At 65.7% G+C, this 17,301-nt stretch carries 18 protein-coding genes; 4 read left to right on the forward strand and 14 right to left on the reverse strand.

What is annotated here, in order from left to right:
• Nucleotides 1–3 precede the first annotated feature (3 nt).
• The gene (locus tag ACUJB0_RS22620; RefSeq protein ID WP_444847191.1) at nucleotides 4–1,062 is read right to left on the reverse strand and encodes an HD domain-containing phosphohydrolase; all 1,059 of its coding nucleotides are present in this window, start codon (nucleotides 1,060–1,062) and stop codon (nucleotides 4–6) included.
• 16 nt (nucleotides 1,063–1,078) lie between these two features.
• Nucleotides 1,079–1,630 (reverse strand): peptide-methionine (S)-S-oxide reductase MsrA, encoded by a 552-nt coding sequence (gene msrA, locus ACUJB0_RS22625; RefSeq protein WP_444847192.1) that lies wholly within the window; start codon nucleotides 1,628–1,630, stop codon nucleotides 1,079–1,081.
• Nucleotides 1,631–1,739: 109 nt separating this feature from the next.
• Here msrA and ACUJB0_RS22630 point away from each other — a divergent pair, with 109 nt between their 5' ends.
• Entirely contained in the window at nucleotides 1,740–2,243 is a 504-nt protein-coding gene (locus tag ACUJB0_RS22630) for a flavin reductase family protein (protein ID WP_161083960.1), read from the forward strand.
• A gap of 97 nt (nucleotides 2,244–2,340) precedes the next feature.
• The gene (locus ACUJB0_RS22635) at nucleotides 2,341–3,525 is read left to right on the forward strand and encodes an acyl-CoA dehydrogenase (RefSeq protein ID WP_117013981.1); all 1,185 of its coding nucleotides are present in this window, start codon (nucleotides 2,341–2,343) and stop codon (nucleotides 3,523–3,525) included.
• 64 nt (nucleotides 3,526–3,589) lie between these two features.
• On the opposite strand, the gene ACUJB0_RS22640 is transcribed toward ACUJB0_RS22635, so the two are convergent.
• From ACUJB0_RS22640 to ACUJB0_RS22695, 12 genes are all read right to left on the reverse strand, one after another.
• Complete coding sequence (locus ACUJB0_RS22640; protein ID WP_444847193.1) at nucleotides 3,590–4,270, reverse strand: OmpW/AlkL family protein; 681 nt, start codon at nucleotides 4,268–4,270, stop codon at nucleotides 3,590–3,592.
• A 75-nt stretch (nucleotides 4,271–4,345) separates the two neighbouring features.
• The gene (locus ACUJB0_RS22645; RefSeq protein WP_444847194.1) at nucleotides 4,346–5,722 is read right to left on the reverse strand and encodes an SGNH/GDSL hydrolase family protein; all 1,377 of its coding nucleotides are present in this window, start codon (nucleotides 5,720–5,722) and stop codon (nucleotides 4,346–4,348) included.
• 181 nt (nucleotides 5,723–5,903) lie between these two features.
• Complete coding sequence (locus ACUJB0_RS22650) at nucleotides 5,904–7,448, reverse strand: alpha/beta hydrolase family protein (protein ID WP_444847195.1); 1,545 nt, start codon at nucleotides 7,446–7,448, stop codon at nucleotides 5,904–5,906.
• A 144-nt stretch (nucleotides 7,449–7,592) separates the two neighbouring features.
• Nucleotides 7,593–8,669, reverse strand: a complete 1,077-nt coding sequence (locus tag ACUJB0_RS22655) for an L-threonylcarbamoyladenylate synthase (RefSeq protein WP_444847196.1) — start codon at nucleotides 8,667–8,669, stop codon at nucleotides 7,593–7,595.
• Nucleotides 8,666–9,859, reverse strand: a complete 1,194-nt coding sequence (locus tag ACUJB0_RS22660; RefSeq protein ID WP_444847197.1) for a 5-(carboxyamino)imidazole ribonucleotide synthase — start codon at nucleotides 9,857–9,859, stop codon at nucleotides 8,666–8,668. The genes ACUJB0_RS22655 and ACUJB0_RS22660 overlap by 4 nt, the downstream gene beginning before the upstream one ends.
• Nucleotides 9,860–10,360: a 5-(carboxyamino)imidazole ribonucleotide mutase gene (gene purE, locus ACUJB0_RS22665; protein WP_444847198.1), complete on the reverse strand. Its 501-nt coding sequence runs from the start codon at nucleotides 10,358–10,360 to the stop codon at nucleotides 9,860–9,862.
• A gap of 1 nt (nucleotide 10,361) precedes the next feature.
• Entirely contained in the window at nucleotides 10,362–11,255 is an 894-nt protein-coding gene (locus tag ACUJB0_RS22670; protein WP_444847199.1) for a phosphoribosylaminoimidazolesuccinocarboxamide synthase, read from the reverse strand.
• A 121-nt stretch (nucleotides 11,256–11,376) separates the two neighbouring features.
• A complete protein-coding gene (gene fba / locus ACUJB0_RS22675; protein ID WP_161088970.1) occupies nucleotides 11,377–12,441 on the reverse strand; it encodes a class II fructose-bisphosphate aldolase in 1,065 nt (354 codons plus the stop codon).
• Between the two features lie 78 nt (nucleotides 12,442–12,519).
• Entirely contained in the window at nucleotides 12,520–13,971 is a 1,452-nt protein-coding gene (pyk, locus tag ACUJB0_RS22680; RefSeq protein WP_161083968.1) for a pyruvate kinase, read from the reverse strand.
• 177 nt (nucleotides 13,972–14,148) lie between these two features.
• Nucleotides 14,149–15,363 carry a phosphoglycerate kinase gene (locus ACUJB0_RS22685; RefSeq protein ID WP_444847200.1) on the reverse strand — a complete coding sequence of 405 codons (1,215 nt, stop codon included), beginning with the start codon at nucleotides 15,361–15,363 and terminating at the stop codon, nucleotides 14,149–14,151.
• A gap of 68 nt (nucleotides 15,364–15,431) precedes the next feature.
• On the reverse strand, nucleotides 15,432–15,761 hold the full coding sequence (locus ACUJB0_RS22690; RefSeq protein ID WP_444847201.1) for an AzlD domain-containing protein: 330 nt from the start codon (nucleotides 15,759–15,761) through the stop codon (nucleotides 15,432–15,434).
• On the reverse strand, nucleotides 15,754–16,500 hold the full coding sequence (locus ACUJB0_RS22695) for an AzlC family ABC transporter permease (protein ID WP_444847444.1): 747 nt from the start codon (nucleotides 16,498–16,500) through the stop codon (nucleotides 15,754–15,756). Before ACUJB0_RS22695 ends, ACUJB0_RS22690 begins: the two co-directional genes overlap by 8 nt.
• A 137-nt stretch (nucleotides 16,501–16,637) precedes the next feature.
• Here ACUJB0_RS22695 and ACUJB0_RS22700 point away from each other — a divergent pair, with 137 nt between their 5' ends.
• Together ACUJB0_RS22700 and ACUJB0_RS22705 are read left to right on the forward strand one after the other, a co-directional pair.
• Nucleotides 16,638–16,844: a zinc-finger domain-containing protein gene (locus tag ACUJB0_RS22700; RefSeq protein WP_117014229.1), complete on the forward strand. Its 207-nt coding sequence runs from the start codon at nucleotides 16,638–16,640 to the stop codon at nucleotides 16,842–16,844.
• Nucleotides 16,845–16,875: 31 nt separating this feature from the next.
• A complete protein-coding gene (locus ACUJB0_RS22705; protein WP_161088973.1) occupies nucleotides 16,876–17,301 on the forward strand; it encodes a YybH family protein in 426 nt (141 codons plus the stop codon).

Here is a 17,301-nt window from a genome sequence, read left to right on the forward strand (position 1 = left end):
GGCTCAGGCCGTGATGGCGGCGGGGCCGCCGTGCTCGTCCTGGAAGCGGGCGCGGATGTCGAGCACCTCGTCCCAGCGCTGCAGCAGCGCGGCCACGCAGCGCGGATCGAAATGCGCGCCGCTGTGGTCCAGCAGGTGCTGGCGCGCGGCCTCCATGCTCCACGCCGGCTTGTACGGGCGCACGCTGGTCAGCGCGTCGAACACGTCGGCCACGGCGACGATGCGGCCGGCCTGTGGAATGGACTCGCCCGCCAGGCCACGCGGATAACCCTGGCCGTCGTAGCGCTCGTGGTGGGTCAGCGCGATCTCGGCGGCCAGCTTGTGCATGCGCGCCTTGCAATCCTTGAGGATGTTGTAGCCGATCTCCGCGTGCTGGCGCATCACCGCCATCTCCTCGGGAGTCAGGCGGCCGGGCTTGAGCAGGATGTGGTCCGGCGTGCCGACCTTGCCGATGTCGTGCATCGGCGCGGCGTTCAGCAGGTCGCTCTGCTGCTCGTCGGACAGGCCCAGCCCCGCCGCGATCAGCCGCGAGTAGCGTGCCATGCGCTGGATGTGGGCGCCGGTCTCGGGGTCGCGGTACTCGGAGGCGCGGCACAGCAGCATGATGGTCTCCTGCTCGCGCTCGCACAGCTCGGCGGTGGCCTTGGCCACCTCGTCGGCCAGCCAGCTGGCGCGGTGCTGCAGGCTCAGTGTGGCGCTGCGCAGCGCCAGCATGTTGCGGGTGCGCGCCAGGAACTCGACCTTGTCGATTGGCTTGATGAGGAAATCGCTGGCGCCGTTCTCCAGCGCGCGGTGGCGCACGTCGAGGTCGACGCTGGCGGTGACCATCAGCACCGGCGGGCGCTGGTCGGGCGGCGCCTGCAGCCGGGCGATCAGCTCCAGGCCGTTCATATCCGGCATCATGTAGTCGACGATCAGCAGGTCGTAGGGATGGGCGTTGCACCAGGCCAGCGCCTCGCGCGCGGACTGGAAGCCGATGGTGCTCACGCCCTGCAGTTTGTCGACCAGGCGCGACATCAGCACCAGGTTGATGTGGGTATCGTCGACCAGCACTACCTTCATCCGCGTTCTCCGGTCGTCATTTCAGGCGCTGCGCGTAGATGCTCTTGAACTTGGCCACCTTGGGCGCCACCACGAAGGCGCAATAGCTCTGCAGCGGGTGCTGGGTGAAATAATCCTGGTGGTAGGGCTCGGCCGGATAGTAGGACGTGAGCGGCGCCAGCTCGGTGACGATGGGCGCGTCCCACACCCCGGCCATCTGCGCGATCACCTGGCGCGCGATGGCTTCCTGCTGCGGCGACTGGTAGAAGATGACCGAGCGGTACTGGGTGCCGACGTCGTTGCCCTGGCGGTTCAGCGTGGTGGGATCGTGGATGGTGAAGAAGATTTCCAGCAGGTCGCGGAAACCGATGACGGAAGGATCAAATTGTAATTTCACCACCTCGGCGTGGCCGGTGCCGCCGGCGCAGACTTGCTCGTAGGTGGGATCGGGCTGCTGGCCGCCGGCATAGCCGGACTCGGCATCAACAACGCCCTTGACCCGCGCAAACACAGCCTCGGTGCACCAGAAGCAGCCGCCGCCCAGATACGCTGTTTCAAGCGCCGTGCCCGGCGCGGACTGACTCGTCATGATTCCCCCGCGTAGAAGAATGCCCATGGGGTCACTGTAACGCAAACCAGGGCAATCCGCTATGGCGCGGTAAACTTTGGCATAATGGCTGAAAGTTCACAGGTCCACCATGCACACTCGTTCCCCCCGCGCCGACCAGCGCCCCTTCGACACCAGCCATTTCCGCCAGGCGCTGGGCCAGTTCGCCACCGGCGTCACCGTCATCACCACCCGGCTGGCGGACGGCACCTTCCGTGGCCTGACGGCCAGTTCCTTCAATTCGGTGTCGCTCGATCCGCCGCTGGTGCTGTGGAGCCTGGCCACCACGGCCAACAGCATGCCCATCTTCACCGGCAATTCGCACTACGTCATCAATGTGCTGTCGGCCGGCCAGGCGCACCTGGCCAAGCAGTTCGCCACGCGCGGCATCGATCCGTGGGAAAACACCGAATACGAACTGTCGCGCACCGGCCAGCCCATCCTCAAGGGCGCCTCGGCCTGGTTCGAATGCCACAACCGCAGCCGCTACCCGGAGGGCGACCACGTGATTTTCGTCGGGGAGGTCGAGCTGTGCGAGTTCTCGCCGTCGCCGCCGCTGATTTTCCACGGCGGCCAGTTCGGCAGCCTGGGCTAAAAACGGAAATTGGTGTCGCCATTTGAAAAGCCGTGACGGCGGCCGCGGCATAGAATGCCGGGCAGACTTCCCACATTTTCATAATGAGAGACCACACATGAGCCAAGCCCGCGCGCAATTCCACTGGGACGATCCCCTGCTGCTGGACCAGCAACTGACCGACGACGAACGCATGGTGCGCGACGCCGCCGCCGCGTATTGCCAGGACAAGCTGGCGCCGCGCATCCTGGAGGCGTTCCGCCACGAGAAGATGGACACCTCGATCTTCCGCGAGATGGGCGAACTGGGCCTGCTGGGCCCGACCATTCCGGAACAGTACGGCGGTCCCGGCCTGAACTACGTGGCCTACGGCCTGATCGCGCGCGAAGTCGAGCGCGTCGACTCCGGCTACCGCTCGATGATGAGCGTGCAGTCGTCGCTGGTGATGGTGCCGATCTACGAGTTCGGCACCGAGGCGCAGAAACAGAAATACCTGCCCAAGCTGGCCACCGGCGAGTGGATCGGCTGCTTCGGCCTGACCGAACCCAACCACGGCTCCGACCCGGGCTCGATGATCACCCGCGCCAAGAAGGTGCCGGGCGGCTACGCGCTGACCGGCGCCAAGATGTGGATCACCAATTCGCCGGTGGCCGACGTGTTCGTGGTCTGGGCCAAGGACGATGAAGGCGCGATCCGCGGCTTCGTGCTGGAAAAAGGCATGGCCGGCCTGAGCGCCCCCGCCATCCACGGCAAGTTCGGCCTGCGCGCCTCGGTCACGGGCGAGATCGTGATGGACAATGTGTTCTGCCCGGAAGAGAACGCCTTCCCGGACGTGCGCGGCCTGAAGGGTCCGTTCACCTGCCTGAACTCGGCACGCTACGGCATCGCCTGGGGCGCGCTGGGCGCGGCCGAGGCCTGCTGGCACACCGCGCGCCAGTACGTGCTGGACCGTCATCAGTTCGGCCGTCCGCTGGCCGCCAACCAGCTGGTGCAGAAGAAGCTGGCCGACATGCAGACCGAGATCACGCTGGGCCTGCAGGGCTGCCTGCAGCTGGGCCGCATGAAGGACGCCGGCACGGCGGCGGTGGAAATCACCTCGATGATGAAGCGTAACTCGTGCGGCAAGTCGCTGGACATCGCCCGCGTCGCGCGCGACATGTTGGGTGGTAACGGCATCTCGGACGAGTTCGGCATCATCCGCCACATGGTCAACCTGGAGGTGGTCAACACCTACGAGGGTACGCACGACATCCACGCGCTGATCCTGGGCCGCGCGCAGACCGGCATCCAGGCCTTCCAGTAATCGGGGCCGGCATAAAAAAACCGCCGGGCTTTTGGCCTCGGCGGTTTTTTTACATCTCAAGCTTTTAGAAGCCCTTGAAGTTGTAGCCAACGCTGACGCTGACAGCCAGCGGATCGAGCCGCACGTCCTGGGTCTGGCCGGTCGAGAAGTGCACCACGGTCTTGAGCTTGGTCTTGATGACGGTGGCGTCGATGAACCATTTCTCGTTGATCTTCATGGTGCCGCCGATCTGGTAGCTCATGGCCCACTTGTCGTCCAGCTTGAAGGTGGTGCCGGGACCGCCGGTGTTGAGCAGCGCGGTCAGCTGGCCGGAGCCGGTCTCCTTCTGGAACATCGCGTAGGTCAGGCCCAGGCCCACGTACGGACGGAACTTCGAGTTGGCCGGCAGGAAGCGGTACTGCACGAAGGCGGTCGGCGGCAGCACTTCCGAGGTGCCCACCTTGCCCGTACCCTGGATCGCGCCCGAGCCGATCAGGTCGTGCTTGTACGGCAGGCCCAGGTCCAGCTCGGCTGCGACGTTATCGGTCACCATGTAGGCGATCGCGAAGCGCGGCTTGGTGTCCGAGCTGACGTCGGCCTTGGTGCCCGGCAGCGCGGGCGCCGAGACGTCGCCCGAATCCACTTTCGGCGTGATCTTGTTGATACCCAGCGTCCCCAGCCAGGTGCCTGCGCTTTGTTGCGCCGATGCGGCCGATGCCACCGTCAGTGCGGCGGCCAGCGCCAGCAGTTTTACCGTGTTCTTCATATCGTCTCCTGATGTTTTATGTTGTGAGTCCGGCGGCCGCCCGCCCGTGGGCGGCGGCCGCCTGCGACGACTGAATTACAGCCAGCCCTTGACCACCAGCTTCTCGGCCACGTAGCGCGCCAGCAGCAGGTTGTTGAACGGCGTCGGATGGACGTCGTCGGCGAAGGACCAGTGGCTGACGTCGCCCGACTTGAGGTTGCCGGCGTTGCACACCAGCGAGCTGGCCAGCGGATTCTTGGCAGCGCTCAGGTCGCACGCGGTGTCCGACACGTTGGTCAGGCCGTACGGACCGGGATTGGTGGCCTGGTCATGGCTGACGGCGAACACGTCGACGATCAGCACCTTGGACTCCGACGCCAGCCCGGTGGACAGCGCGCCGTTGAAGGCGCTCACCATGGCATTGATCAGCGCCTGGGTCGATGCCGGCAGGAGACGGCCCTTCGGCGTGGTGGCCACGTCCGGCAGGTTGTTGACGGTGACGTAGTTGGCGCCGTTACCGACGATCTGCGTCTTGACCAGGGTGGCCAGTTCGGTACCGGCGGTGGTCATGGCGGCGACCAGTTCGGGGCCATGGGCGGCGGCATAGTCGGCACCGGCCTTGGCGCCGGCGGCGGTGGCGTCGGCGCCGGCCTTGACGGTCATCGGTCCCCAGACGGCTTGCGATGCCACGGCCGAATTACCCGGCTGGATGGCGGCGGCGCCGACTGCCGCCATCGTGATCGAGGTCTGGGTGCTGCCAGGCTTGGCAGCTTCGGTCTGCGCGGCCAGGCCGATGGCGGCGGCGGCGCTCAGCGGATCGGTGGCGCCGGCGGCCAATTGGCCGACCAGGCTGGTCACGTAGGCGGCGCCGCCGGCGGCGGTGCCGGCAGCCGTGGCGTCATCGCCCAGCTTGGTGAGCAGGAACAGCGCGTCGTTGCCGCCGGCCATGACGAACACCATTTCATCGCCCTTGAACTTGCCGCCGACGGCTTTCAGGTGGTTGGCGACCTGGGTCACCACGGGGATGGTCAGCGCGCCGAGCGGGCTGCCGGTCAGCTTGTTGCCGGGGCCGACCGGGTTGGTCACGCGCGAGCCGCCCTGGGCGTAGCCGTAGCAGCCGGCGTGGGCCACCTGCGGCACCGAGAAGCCCTTGGTGGCGTCGCCGTCAAGACCGGTCACGGCCGCGCACGGCGCGGCCACGCCCAGCTGGGCGGCGACCAGTTCGGTCCAGTTCTTGCCGGTCAGCGTGGACGCAACGGCAACGTTGTCGCCGTTGATGGTAAATTTGCCGCCCTTGAGCAGGGCCACCGTGCCGACGGCGTAGGAGCCGACGTCGGACAGGCTGTCGCCAAACGATACCTGGCTGCTGTATTTGACTTTGATGGTTTGATCGCCGGGTTTGGGATCGGTTCCGCCGCAACCCGCAAGGACGGCCAGGGTCATTGCAGCAAGTGCAAATTTGGTATGACGCATGTTGTCTCCTAAGAAATTTTTATTTATTTGATACGAACGGCCGTGCTATTCGCAACCCAACTAATATGCCAGCGTTATTCGCGGCTGTATAGCGAAGCACAAGAAATCGTACAAGTTTGTGGCAAAAAAGAACGTTTGCTCGGCCGTATTATCTTAGGAGTTAATCTATGTCAAAGGGTTCTCACCTCGATGGTGCAGAATCAAAGAATCTGCGTGCCTCGCGCAGGCAGAACGGCGCCACCAGGCCGGCGTGATAGGCGTCGTTGACCGCCTTGTCGGCCTCCCCGCCCGAACCGGTGTCGTGCAGCACACTCAGGCGCAAGGCCTGCTTGGCCAGGCCGAATTCCAAGCGGGTGTCGCGGTAGGCGCCCAACAGTGACGAGTCGTCCAGGTCCAGCACCGTCAACAGGCCCGGCGCCATGGCGTGGGCGCGGAAATAGGCGCCGGCCGCGTCGGTGTTGGAAAACGGCACCACCGGATCCCGGTTGCCGCCGCACAGGAACAGCGGCGCGGCCGGCGTGTAGGTGCGCAGGTCGTTCTTCAGCAGCCATTTGCGCAGTGGCTGGACCGGCGCGCAGCCCAGCGGCGTGCTGTCGCTGAGGTTGCAGGGGTGGTCCTTGAGGTCGGCCAGGTAGGTGTTGCGGTAGCTGGTCCTGATCAGGTGGTCGACACCGAAATAGGAAGCGTAGCCGGCTGCCTGCGGCAGCGAATCCTGGGCGAACAGCACATCATCGGGCAGCTTGCCGGCGCTTACCAGCGCGCCCAGGCTCTGCGTGCCCGGCAGCAGCGTGTCGATGCCGGTGGCGTATTTGGCCTCGTAGATGTCGCCCAGGCTGGCGTAGAGGCCGGCGCCGGCGCGCTGGCCGGCGTTGATCAGCATCGGCATGAAGCCGCTGGAGCCGACCGTCGGCGCGCCGTTGAAGATGGCGTCGCCGAACTGCAGCAAGGCGTAGGGGCCGGACATCGGCGCCGCCGCCGTGACCGTGAATTCCCCCGCGTATTTGGTCTGCATGGCCCGCTGGGTGGCCAGCGCCACGAAGCCGCCCTGAGAGTAACCACTCACCATCAGCCGACTGGACGCGCCCGCGCCGATGCTGGCGAACACGCCGCGCGCGGCGCGCAGGGCGTCGATCATGTCGTCGGCCTGCTGGCCGGCGTCGAGGTAGGCGTGGTAGGCCATCGAGGAACCGGCGTAGCCGGCGTAGTTCGGCGCCACCACGATGTAGCCCTGGGCCGCGTACATGGCCGCCACCAGCCGCGCCTCGGTGCCGGACAGGTTGGCCATGTCGGTGGTCTTGAGCGCCGAGGTGCCGTGCGCGTACAGCATCACCGGGCGGCCGCCCTGGCACGCCGCGTTGCCGCCGGACGGCACCATGATGGCGGTGCTGGCGTCGGTGTCGGCCGCCAGCGAGTCGATGGTGTGGTACTTGAGCGTGTAGGTGGTCACGGCGCAGGTCGGCGTGCCGGTGACGGCGGTGCCGAGGCTGACGGAGGACTCCACCAGCTTCTGCATGGCGGCCGGTTCGACCGTGCCGGCCGTGGCGCCGCCGTCGAGCACGGCCGGCACCAGCGTGGCGCCGCCGATGGCGATGCCACGCAACTGGGTGGCCGGCGGCTGGACCACGATATCGCCGCCGGTGTGGCTGGCGGGCGAACCGCCGCCGCCCCCGCAGGAAGCCAGCAGGACAGCAAGGGAAATCCATGGGTAACGAGCGGCGTGGCGCATAGCGCATCCTTGAGAAAGATGCAGGGCGCCGGGGCGGCCGCTGCTGGAAGGTCAAGGTTGCCGGGCGTTTCATGGCGGCCGGCAACACTCAATCTTAGCAGGGAGCGCCCCTCATCGCATCAGTCTGTTGCGACGCCGCATCGCCTATTTTTTCAGCAGCGCGGCGATCACGCCGGCCGAGCCGAACACCGAGCGGCGCAGGCGATCGTTGACGCCCAGCCACTCCGCGCCCTGCGGCGGGGTCTGCACCAGGATCAGGCCGGAGCCGGTCTGGTCCATGTCGCGCAGCGCGGCGTACAGGCCATAGGCGTAGCCGGCCGGGTCGGCGGGCAGCCTACGCTGCGGTATCCCGGCCGGCAGGGCCGGCAGGGCGTGGCTGATGACCGCGACCTTGACGCCGCGCGCCTGCAGCTGCGCCAGCGCGTCGGCCAGTTCGGCCTGCTCCAGCATGGTCACCGGGGTGCGCGGCGCGTAGTGCGATTCCAGCGTGCCGGAGGCGCGCGGAGCGGCCAGGTCCGGCGCGGCCGGCATGGCGCCGATCACGTCGGCGATCTGCCGCGCGCTGATGTGGCCGGGACGCAGCAGCACCGGGCCGTGCGTGGCCAGGCGCGACAGGTCGACGATGGTCGATTCGATGCCGACCTGGCTGGCGCCGCCTTCGAGCACGGTGCTCAGCAGCGCGCTGCTGCAGGCCTCGCCATCGGTGGCGCCGTCATCGTGTTCGTCCAGTCCGAACTCGTCGCGCACGTGCTGCGCGGTGGTCGGGCTGACGTTGCCGAACTTGTTGGCGGACGGCGCCGCCACGCCACCCTTGCCGCCCTTGAAGGCGCTCAGCAAGGCGACCGCCACCGGATGCGACGGGCAGCGGATGCCGACCGTGTCCTGGCCGCCGGAGACGGCGTCGGGGATGTGGCTGGCGCGTTTCAAAATCAGCGTAAGCGGTCCCGGCCAGAAAGCCGCCACCAGCTGGCGCGCCTCCTGAGGGATGTCGGTGACCCAGTAGTCCAGGTCGGCACCGGGGGCGACGTGCACGATCACCGGATGGTCGTTGGGACGGCCCTTGGCTTCGTAGATGCGGGCCACGGCCGCCGGGTTCTCGGCGTCCGCGCCCAGGCCGTAGACGGTCTCGGTGGGGAAGGCCACCAGGCCGCCCTCCTCCAGGATCGCCGCCGCCGCCGCGATGGCGGCGGGGCCGGCTACCGTTGCTGGCGCCTGCTTCACGGCGCGATGCCCAGGATGGCGCAAGCGGCGGCCAACTGCTGCTGCGCCTGCTCCAGCGTCGGCGCGATGAAGGTCAGGTGGCCCATCTTGCGGGCGCGGCGCGGATCGTCCTTGCCGTACAGGTGCAGGCAGGCGCCCGGCAGCGCCAGCACCTGGTCCCAGGCCGGCTCACGCGTTGCATCGCTGTCGTCGGTGAACCAGACGTCGCCGAGGATGTTGAGCATCACGGCCGGCGAATGCTGACGCACATCGCCCAGCGGCAGACGCGCCATCGCACGGACCTGCTGAGCAAACTGGCTGGTGACGCAGGCATCCATCGTGTAGTGGCCGCTGTTGTGCGGACGCGGCGCCATCTCGTTGACCACCAGGCTGCCGTCGGTGAGCACGAAGAATTCGATGCACAGCACGCCGACATAACCCAGCTCGGCCACGATGGCTTGCGCCGCCTGCTGCGCCTTCTTGGCGCTGGCGTCGGACACGTTCGGGCCCGGCACGGTGGTGGTGAACAGGATGCCGTCGCGGTGGACGTTCTCGGCGATCGGATAGACCACCGATTCGCCGTCGGCGCCGCGCGCGGTCAGCACCGAGACCTCGTAGGCCAGCGGCAGCATCTTCTCCAGCAGGCAGGTCACGCCGTCCATGCTGTCGAAGGCGGCGCGCACATCCTCGCGGCTGCGCACGCGAACCTGGCCCTTGCCGTCGTAACCCATGCGCACGGTCTTGAGGATGCCGGGCAGCAGGTCGTCGCCGATGGCGTCGATGTCCGCATGCGAGACGATCACCTTGTGCGGCGCCGGCATCACGCCCGACTTGGGCGCGCAGTCGACGAAGAAGCGTTTCTCGGCGATGCGGTCCTGCGCCACCGACACGCCATGCGCGTTCGGCGCGACAAACACCTGCTGCGCCAGGCGCGACAGGCTGTCGGCCGGCACGTTCTCGAATTCGGTGGTGACGGCCAGGCATTGCGCGGCCAGCGCGTCGAGACCGGCGGCATCGCTATAGCCGGCGTTGACCAGGCGTTGCGCGACCTGGCCGGCAGGGCAATCATCGGACGGTTCCAGCACGGCCACCTGGTAGCCCATGCTTTGCGCGGCCTGGGCGAACATGCGGCCGAGCTGGCCGCCGCCCATCACGCCCAGCCAGGCTGGCGGATTGGCGGCGGGCAGAAATGGTGAAAACAATTTACTCATTTATTCAAGCGGTAAAGTCATGGCCTTGGCGGCATCGGTTTGCGAGACGCGGAACGCTTCCAGCCGGTCGGCCAGCGCGCCGTCGGTGGCGGCGATCATGGCCACCGCCGTCAGCGCGGCGTTGGCGGCGCCGGCTTCGCCGATGGCGAAGGTCGACACCGGCACGCCCTTGGGCATCTGCACGATGGACAGCAGCGAATCCTCGCCGCGCAGGTACTTGGACGGCACCGGCACGCCCAGCACCGGCACGATGGTCATCGCGGCCACCATGCCAGGCAGGTGGGCGGCGCCGCCGGCGCCGGCGATGATGGCGCGCAGGCCGCGCGCGCGGGCGCTCTTGGCGTAGGCGTACATCTCGTCCGGCATGCGGTGCGCGGAAATGACTTGCGCTTCAAACGGCACGCCGAACTGCTTGAGGATGGCGACCGCGTTCTGCATCACGTCCCAGTCCGACGACGAACCCATGATGACGCCGACCAGTGGCTTGTTCTGATCGCTCATATCAGGCCTTCAGCTTCTGGCCGGTCAGGCGCTCGATGGCTTCGAAGTACTTGGCCTGGGTTTTGTCGATGACGTCGGCAGGCAGCGCCGGCGCTGGTGCGGTTTTGCCCCAGGTCAGGGTTTCCAGGTAGTCGCGCACGAACTGCTTGTCGAACGACGGCGGCGACATGCCAGGCTTGTACGAATCGGCAGGCCAGAAGCGCGAGGAGTCGGCGGTCAGCACTTCGTCCATCAGGTGCATGACGCCGTTTTCGTCCAGGCCGAATTCGAACTTGGTGTCGGCGATGATGATGCCGCGCGTGGCGGCGTAGTCGGCGGCGGCCTTGTACAGCGCGATGCTGACGTCGCGCATCTTGGCGGCCAGTTCGGCGCCGATGCGCTTTTCCATTTCAGCGTAGCTGATGTTCTCGTCGTGCTCGCCCAGGTCGGCCTTGGCGGCCGGGGTGAACAGCGGCTCGGGCAGCTTCTCGGCCTGTTGCAGGCCGGCTGGCAGCTTGATGCCGCAGATGCTGCCGGTGTCCTGGTAATCCTTCCAGCCCGAACCGATGATGTAGCCGCGCACCACCGCCTCGACCATGATCGGCTTGAGGCGCTTGGCGACCACGGCGCGGCCCTTGACCTGCTCGACTTCGTCGGCGGCGACCACGGATTCCGGCGCCACGCCGGTCAGGTGGTTAGGCACGATGTGGCCGAGCTTCTCGAACCAGAAATCGCTCATCTGGTTCAGGACCATGCCCTTGCCGGGAATCGGCTCGTTCATGACGACGTCGAAGGCCGACAGGCGGTCGGTGGTGACGATCAAAATCTTGTCGTCGCCGACAGCGTAGTTGTCGCGGACTTTGCCGTGGCCGAGGAGTGGCAGGGACTTGATGGAGGTCTGGTAAAGGCTGTTCATAGCGGGAGGTGGATAGACTAGCGGTATAGAAAAGCGAAAACCGGCGCAGGGAAAACCTTGCTAGCCGGTCAAGAGAGTTGGACCGGTTCCCGAAAGAACCAGTCCGTTCCAAAACAGAATTTTACTTCACAATCTGCGACAGCTCGCCGGCCTTGTAGCGCTCGGCCATTTTTTCCATCGGAATGATCTTGATCTTCGACGCCTGGCCTTCGCAGCCGAAGGCCTGGAAGCGGGCGCGCACGACCTGCTCGGCGGCGGCGCGGGCCGGCTTGAGGAAGTCGCGTGGGTCGAATTTCGATGGATTCTGGAACATGTACTGACGCACGGCGGCGGTCATGGCCAGGCGGATGTCGGTGTCGATGTTGATCTTGCGCACGCCGTGACGGATGCCTTCCTGGATCTCTTCAACCGGCACGCCGTAGGTTTCCTTCATGTCGCCGCCGAATTCGCGGATGATGGCCAGCAGTTCCTGCGGCACCGACGACGAACCGTGCATCACCAGGTGGGTGTTCGGGATGCGGGCGTGGATTTCCTTGATGCGGTCGATGGCCAGGATGTCGCCGGTCGGCTTGCGGGTGAACTTGTAGGCGCCGTGCGAGGTGCCGATGGCGATCGCCAGCGCATCGCACTGGGTGCGCTGCACGAAGTCGGCGGCCTGGGCCACGTCGGTCAGCAGCTGTTCGCGGGTCATGGTGCCGTCGGCGCCGTGGCCGTCTTCCTTGTCGCCCTTCATGGTTTCCAGCGAACCGAGCACGCCCAGTTCCGCTTCAACGGTCACGCCGATCGCGTGCGAGAACTTGACCACTTCGCGCGACACTTCGACGTTGTAGTCGTACGAGGCGACCGACTTGCCGTCCGCTTCCAGCGAGCCGTCCATCATCACCGAGGTGAAGCCGGAGCGGATCGCGGCCATGCAGACCGCCGGCGACTGGCCGTGGTCCTGGTGCATGACGACCGGGATGTGCGGATAGGCTTCGACGGCGGCGTCGATCAGGTGGCGCAGGAAGGCTTCGCCGGCATATTTGCGGGCGCCGGCCGAGGCCTGCATGATGACCGGGGCGTTCAGGGCGTCGGCGGCGGCCATGATGGCCTGCACCTGCTCCAGATTGTTGACGTTGAACGCAGGGATGCCATAGCCGTTTTCAGCGGCGTGGTCCAGCAGTTGACGCATGGATACGAGGGACATGGTAATACTCCAAACAATAAAAAAACCTGGTTGCCGGAGCAATGCCGCCCTCGTTCCGCGAGGGCGGCGCTACCGGACTTACTTGGTAAATTCTCCAACCTTGACGATCTTCAGCGCATTGGTGCCGCCGACCTGGCCCATCGGCTCGCCCCAGGTGACGACGATCATGTCACCCTTCTTGGCGATGCCGTACTCGACCAGCAGATCCTCGGCCTGTTTCAACACTTCCGCGCTGCCAGCCTTCTGCAGCAAATTGTAGGCCTTCACATTGCGATACAGCGCCACCTTGCGCTGGGTCGTCACGCTCGGCGTCAGCGCGAAGATCGGCGTATCGATATTGTGACGGCTCATCCACAACGCGGTCGAACCGGACTCGGTCAGCGCCACGATGGCCTTCACCGCCAGATGGTGCGCGGTGAACAGCGCGCCGTAGGCGATCGACTGGTCGATCCGGGTGAAGGTCGCGTTGAGGAAGTCGGCGTCGAGCTTGTTGTACTCGGACTGCTCGGCTTCCACACAAATGGCGGCCATCATCTCTACCGTTTCGATCGGATAGCGGCCCGAGGCGGTTTCCGCCGAGGTCATCACCGCATCCGTGCCATCCAGCACCGCGTTGGCCACGTCCGATACTTCGGCGCGGGTCGGCACGGCGTTGAAGATCATCGACTCCATCATCTGGGTCGCGGTGATCGCCAGCTTGTTCGACTCGCGCGCCATCTTGATCATGCGCTTCTGCAGCGCCGGCACCGCCGCGTTGCCCACTTCCACCGCCAGGTCGCCACGCGCGACCATGATGCCGTCCGAGGCGTCGAGGATCTCCTGCAGCACAGGGATCGCTTCGGCACGCTCGATCTTGGCGATCATCATCGGCTTGTGGCCGAACGGCTCGCCGGCGATATTGGCCAGCTGGCGCGCCATTTCCATGTCGGTCGCGCTTTTCGGGAACGAGATCGCCAGGTAATCGCACTGGAAACTCATTGCCGTCTTGATGTCTTCCATGTCCTTGGCGGTCAGCGCCGGCGCGGTCAGGCCGCCGCCCTGGCGATTGATGCCCTTGTTGTTGGACAGCTCACCGCCGATTTTCACGGTGGTGTAAATCTCATGGCCGACGATCTTGTCGACCACCAGCACGATCAGGCCGTCGTTGAGCAACAGCTTGTCGTCGGCGCGCAAATCCTGCGGCAGCGCCTTGTAGTCCAGGCCGACACGGTCCTGGTTGCCCAGTTCGCCGTTTTCGCCCCATTTCGCGTCCAGGATGAATTTATCGCCGTTCGCGAGGTCAATCTTACCATTTTCAAACTTGCCAACGCGGATTTTAGGACCCTGCATGTCCGCCATGATCGCCACTTCGCGGCCGCATTCGGCTGCCGCCTCGCGCACCAGGCGGGCGCGGTCGATGTGATCTTGTGCCTTGCCGTGCGAGAAATTCAGGCGCACGACATCGACACCGGCACGTATCATTTTGACCAGGACATTGAAATCAGTGGAGGCTGGGCCGATCGTTGCGACAATTTTAGTACCACGGGACATAGTAATCCTTGAGCGTTTGGGCTAGCGAACGGTCCCCGCCAGGCGGGGACCAGGAAAAGCTGCGCTGTTTGTGTGGCGGCCTGAAAAATGTAGCAAAGCTACAAAAATCAGGCCATTCCCAGGCATTACCTGGATTTTACTGTCAATTTGCTACAACGCACGACCGTGCTTTTTCACTTACTTCGCGGCGCGCTGGGTCAGGATCTCCACGGCCGGCAAGGTCTTACCTTCCAGGAACTCCAGGAAGGCGCCGCCGCCGGTCGAGATATAGCCGATCTGCGCGGTGATGTCGTACTTGGCGATGGCCGCCAGCGTGTCGCCGCCGCCGGCGATCGAGAACGCCTTGGAGTTGGCGATGGCCAGCGCCAGCGTCTTGGTGCCTTCGCCGAACTGGTCGAACTCGAACACGCCGACCGGGCCGTTCCAGACGATGGTGCCGGCGGCGCCGATCTGCGCGGCCAGCGTGGCGGCGGTTTGCGGGCCGATGTCCAGGATCATGTCGTCGTCCGCCACGTCGGCCACGGCCTTGATGGTGGCGGCGGCGGTCGGCGAGAATTCCTTGGCGCAGACCACGTCGACCGGGATCGGCACCTGCGCGCCGCGCTTGGCCATGATTTCGATGATGGCCTTGGCTTCATCGACCAGCTCGTTTTCCACCAGCGACTTGCCGATGTTCAGGCCGACGGCTTTCATGAAGGTGTTGGCGATGCCGCCGCCGACGATCAGGTTGTCGACCTTGTCGGCCAGCGCCTTCAGGATCGACAGCTTGGACGAGACCTTGGAACCGGCCACGATGGCCAGCAGCGGACGGGCCGGGGCGCCCAGCGCCTTGCCCAGCGCGTCCAGCTCGGCGGCCAGCAGCGGACCGGCGCAGGCGATCGACGCGAACTTGGCGATGCCGTGCGTGGAGGCTTCCGCGCGGTGCGCGGTGCCGAAAGCGTCATTGACGTAGATATCGCACAAAGCGGCCATTTTCTGCGCCAGTTCGTCGCTGTTCTTCTTTTCGCCCTTGTTGACGCGGACGTTTTCCAGCAGCACGACCTGACCGGCCTGCAGGCCTTCCAGGCCAGCGCCGTCGACCCAGTTCTGTTTCAGCTCGACCGGCTGGCCCAGCAGCTCGGCCAGGCGCGCGGCGACCGGCGCCAGGCTGTCTTCCGGCTTGAACTCGCCCTCGGTCGGACGGCCCAGGTGGGACGTGACCATGACCTTGGCGCCAGCGGCCGCGGCAGCCTTAATGGCGGGAACCGACGCGCGGATGCGCGTATCTTCGGTGATATTGCCGGCATCATCCTGCGGCACGTTCAAGTCGGCGCGGATGAAGACGCGCTTGCCTTGCAGCGCGTTCTGGGCGATGAGATCTTGCAGACGGATGAAGTTCAAAACAGCTGACATGGCTACCCAAGGGTCGAGTTGAAGAAAGAGCGCTATTTTACCGCAAGCGCGGTGTGATTCATCTGTTATTAAAATACAGGGAGCAAGCGCAAAGCCGTGTAAAACGCCATGCCGAACACGATGGTCTGCAACATATTGCGTCGCAGCAAATAAAAGATCGTGGCGACAATTCCGGACACCAATTTGAGGTTGCTCAGGTCCAGCAGCGCATGGCCGTCCGCCAGTACCAGGTCGGGGGCGACGATGGCCGCCAGCGCGCAGGCCGGCGCGTAGCGCAGCATTTCCTGCACCCGCTTGGGGATGGTGATGTGCTGGCCGATCAGCCAGAACGAGCTGCGGGTGGCGGCGGTGGCCAGCGCCAGCACGCCGATGACGAGCCAGATTTCCCAGTCAGCCATGGTTTTTCCTCCATTTGTCGATGCCTTCTTCGATCGCCATCGACGTCAGCATGCCGACCAGCACGGCCAGCAGCAGGCCCAGCTTGTACGGCAGCCCGGCCGCCAGCACCGATACCGCGCCGGCCACCAGCACGCCGCACAGCGCCGGCCGCCCCGCCACCAGCGGGATCATCACGCAGATGATGGCCAACGTGCCGGCAAAACCCAGCCCCCATTCGGTGGGCACGGTGCTGCCGAGGAAGATGCCGGCGATCGAACCGACCTGCCAGGCGCCCCAGTTCGGGTACAGCAGGCCCTTCAGATAGGACAGTTTGCCGACCTGCGGTGCCTCGCTGGGGTATTTTTGCAGGAACATGGCGACCGTCATGTCGCCGGCCACGTAGCCCAGCACGAAGCGCTTGCGCCAGGGGAGCTGGGCGAAGTGCGGCGCCAGCAGGGCCGAGAAGATCACGAAACGCAGGTTGACCACGAAGGCGGTGGCGAAGATGACCCAGATCGGCGAGTGCGAGGCGATCAGCGGCAAGGCCGCCAGCTGGGCCGATCCGGCGAATACCAGCAGCGTCATGCCCAGCGCCTGCGGCACCGTCAGCCCGCTCTTGACCATGGCGATGCCGACCACCAGGCCCCAGGCGCCGATGCCGAACAAGGTGGGGGTGCCGGTCTTGAGGCCTTCGCGCCACGAGGGTTCGTGATGCTCCGCGACGTAGGGTGGAGGGGGTGCGCTGCTCAATTCGGTCATGTGCGTCATCGTGTGGCATTCCTGCCACATAGCAGGCCGCACCGGGGTTGTAGAGGCGCTATTTTACCGATGATTTTTGCTCAATGCGCGAATCCGTTAAAATCGTGGTTTTACTCAGCCCTCCGGAGCACACGAATATGACCAACGCCCACACGTCCGCCGCCACCAACGCAGTCGAGCTCGAAGGCAAGGACCTGCCGGCCCACTGCCCGAATCCGGCCATGCCGCTGTGGTCGTCCCACCCGCGCGTGTTCCTGGAGTTCAACCACGACGGCATCGCCAAGTGCCCGTACTGCGGCACCGCCTACCGCCTGAAGCCAGGCACCGTCGTCGGCCACCATTAAAACAACCGCCAGCCAGCGCCACGGAGCCAGCATGCCCACCAAGCGAGTCAAGCAGTTGAACGGCAGCGCCGCCGAGACCGAATCGGCGTTTTACGACGCGCTCAACCGCGCCGACCTCGATGCCCTGATGGCCCTGTGGGCCGATGACGACGAGATCGTCTGCGTGCATCCGGGCGGCCCGCGCCTGATCGGGCACGCGGCGATCCGCAGCTCGTGGGCGGCGGTCCTGGAGCATGGCGGCCTGCACATCATGCCGTCGCAGCTGCATGAGACGCACAACCTGATGAGCTCGGTGCACACCGTGGTCGAGGGCACGGCGGCCGGCGGCGAGGCCGCGCACCTGGTCGCCACCAACGTCTATGTCAAGACGCCGCGCGGCTGGCGCATCGTGCTGCACCACGTGTCGGTGGCGCCGGGCCCGGCACCGGTCGATACGCACAGCCAGATCCTGCATTAA

The sequence above is a fragment of the Duganella caerulea genome (genome assembly GCF_040362985.1).
Lineage (GTDB): Bacteria > Pseudomonadota > Gammaproteobacteria > Burkholderiales > Burkholderiaceae_D > Rugamonas > Rugamonas vulcania.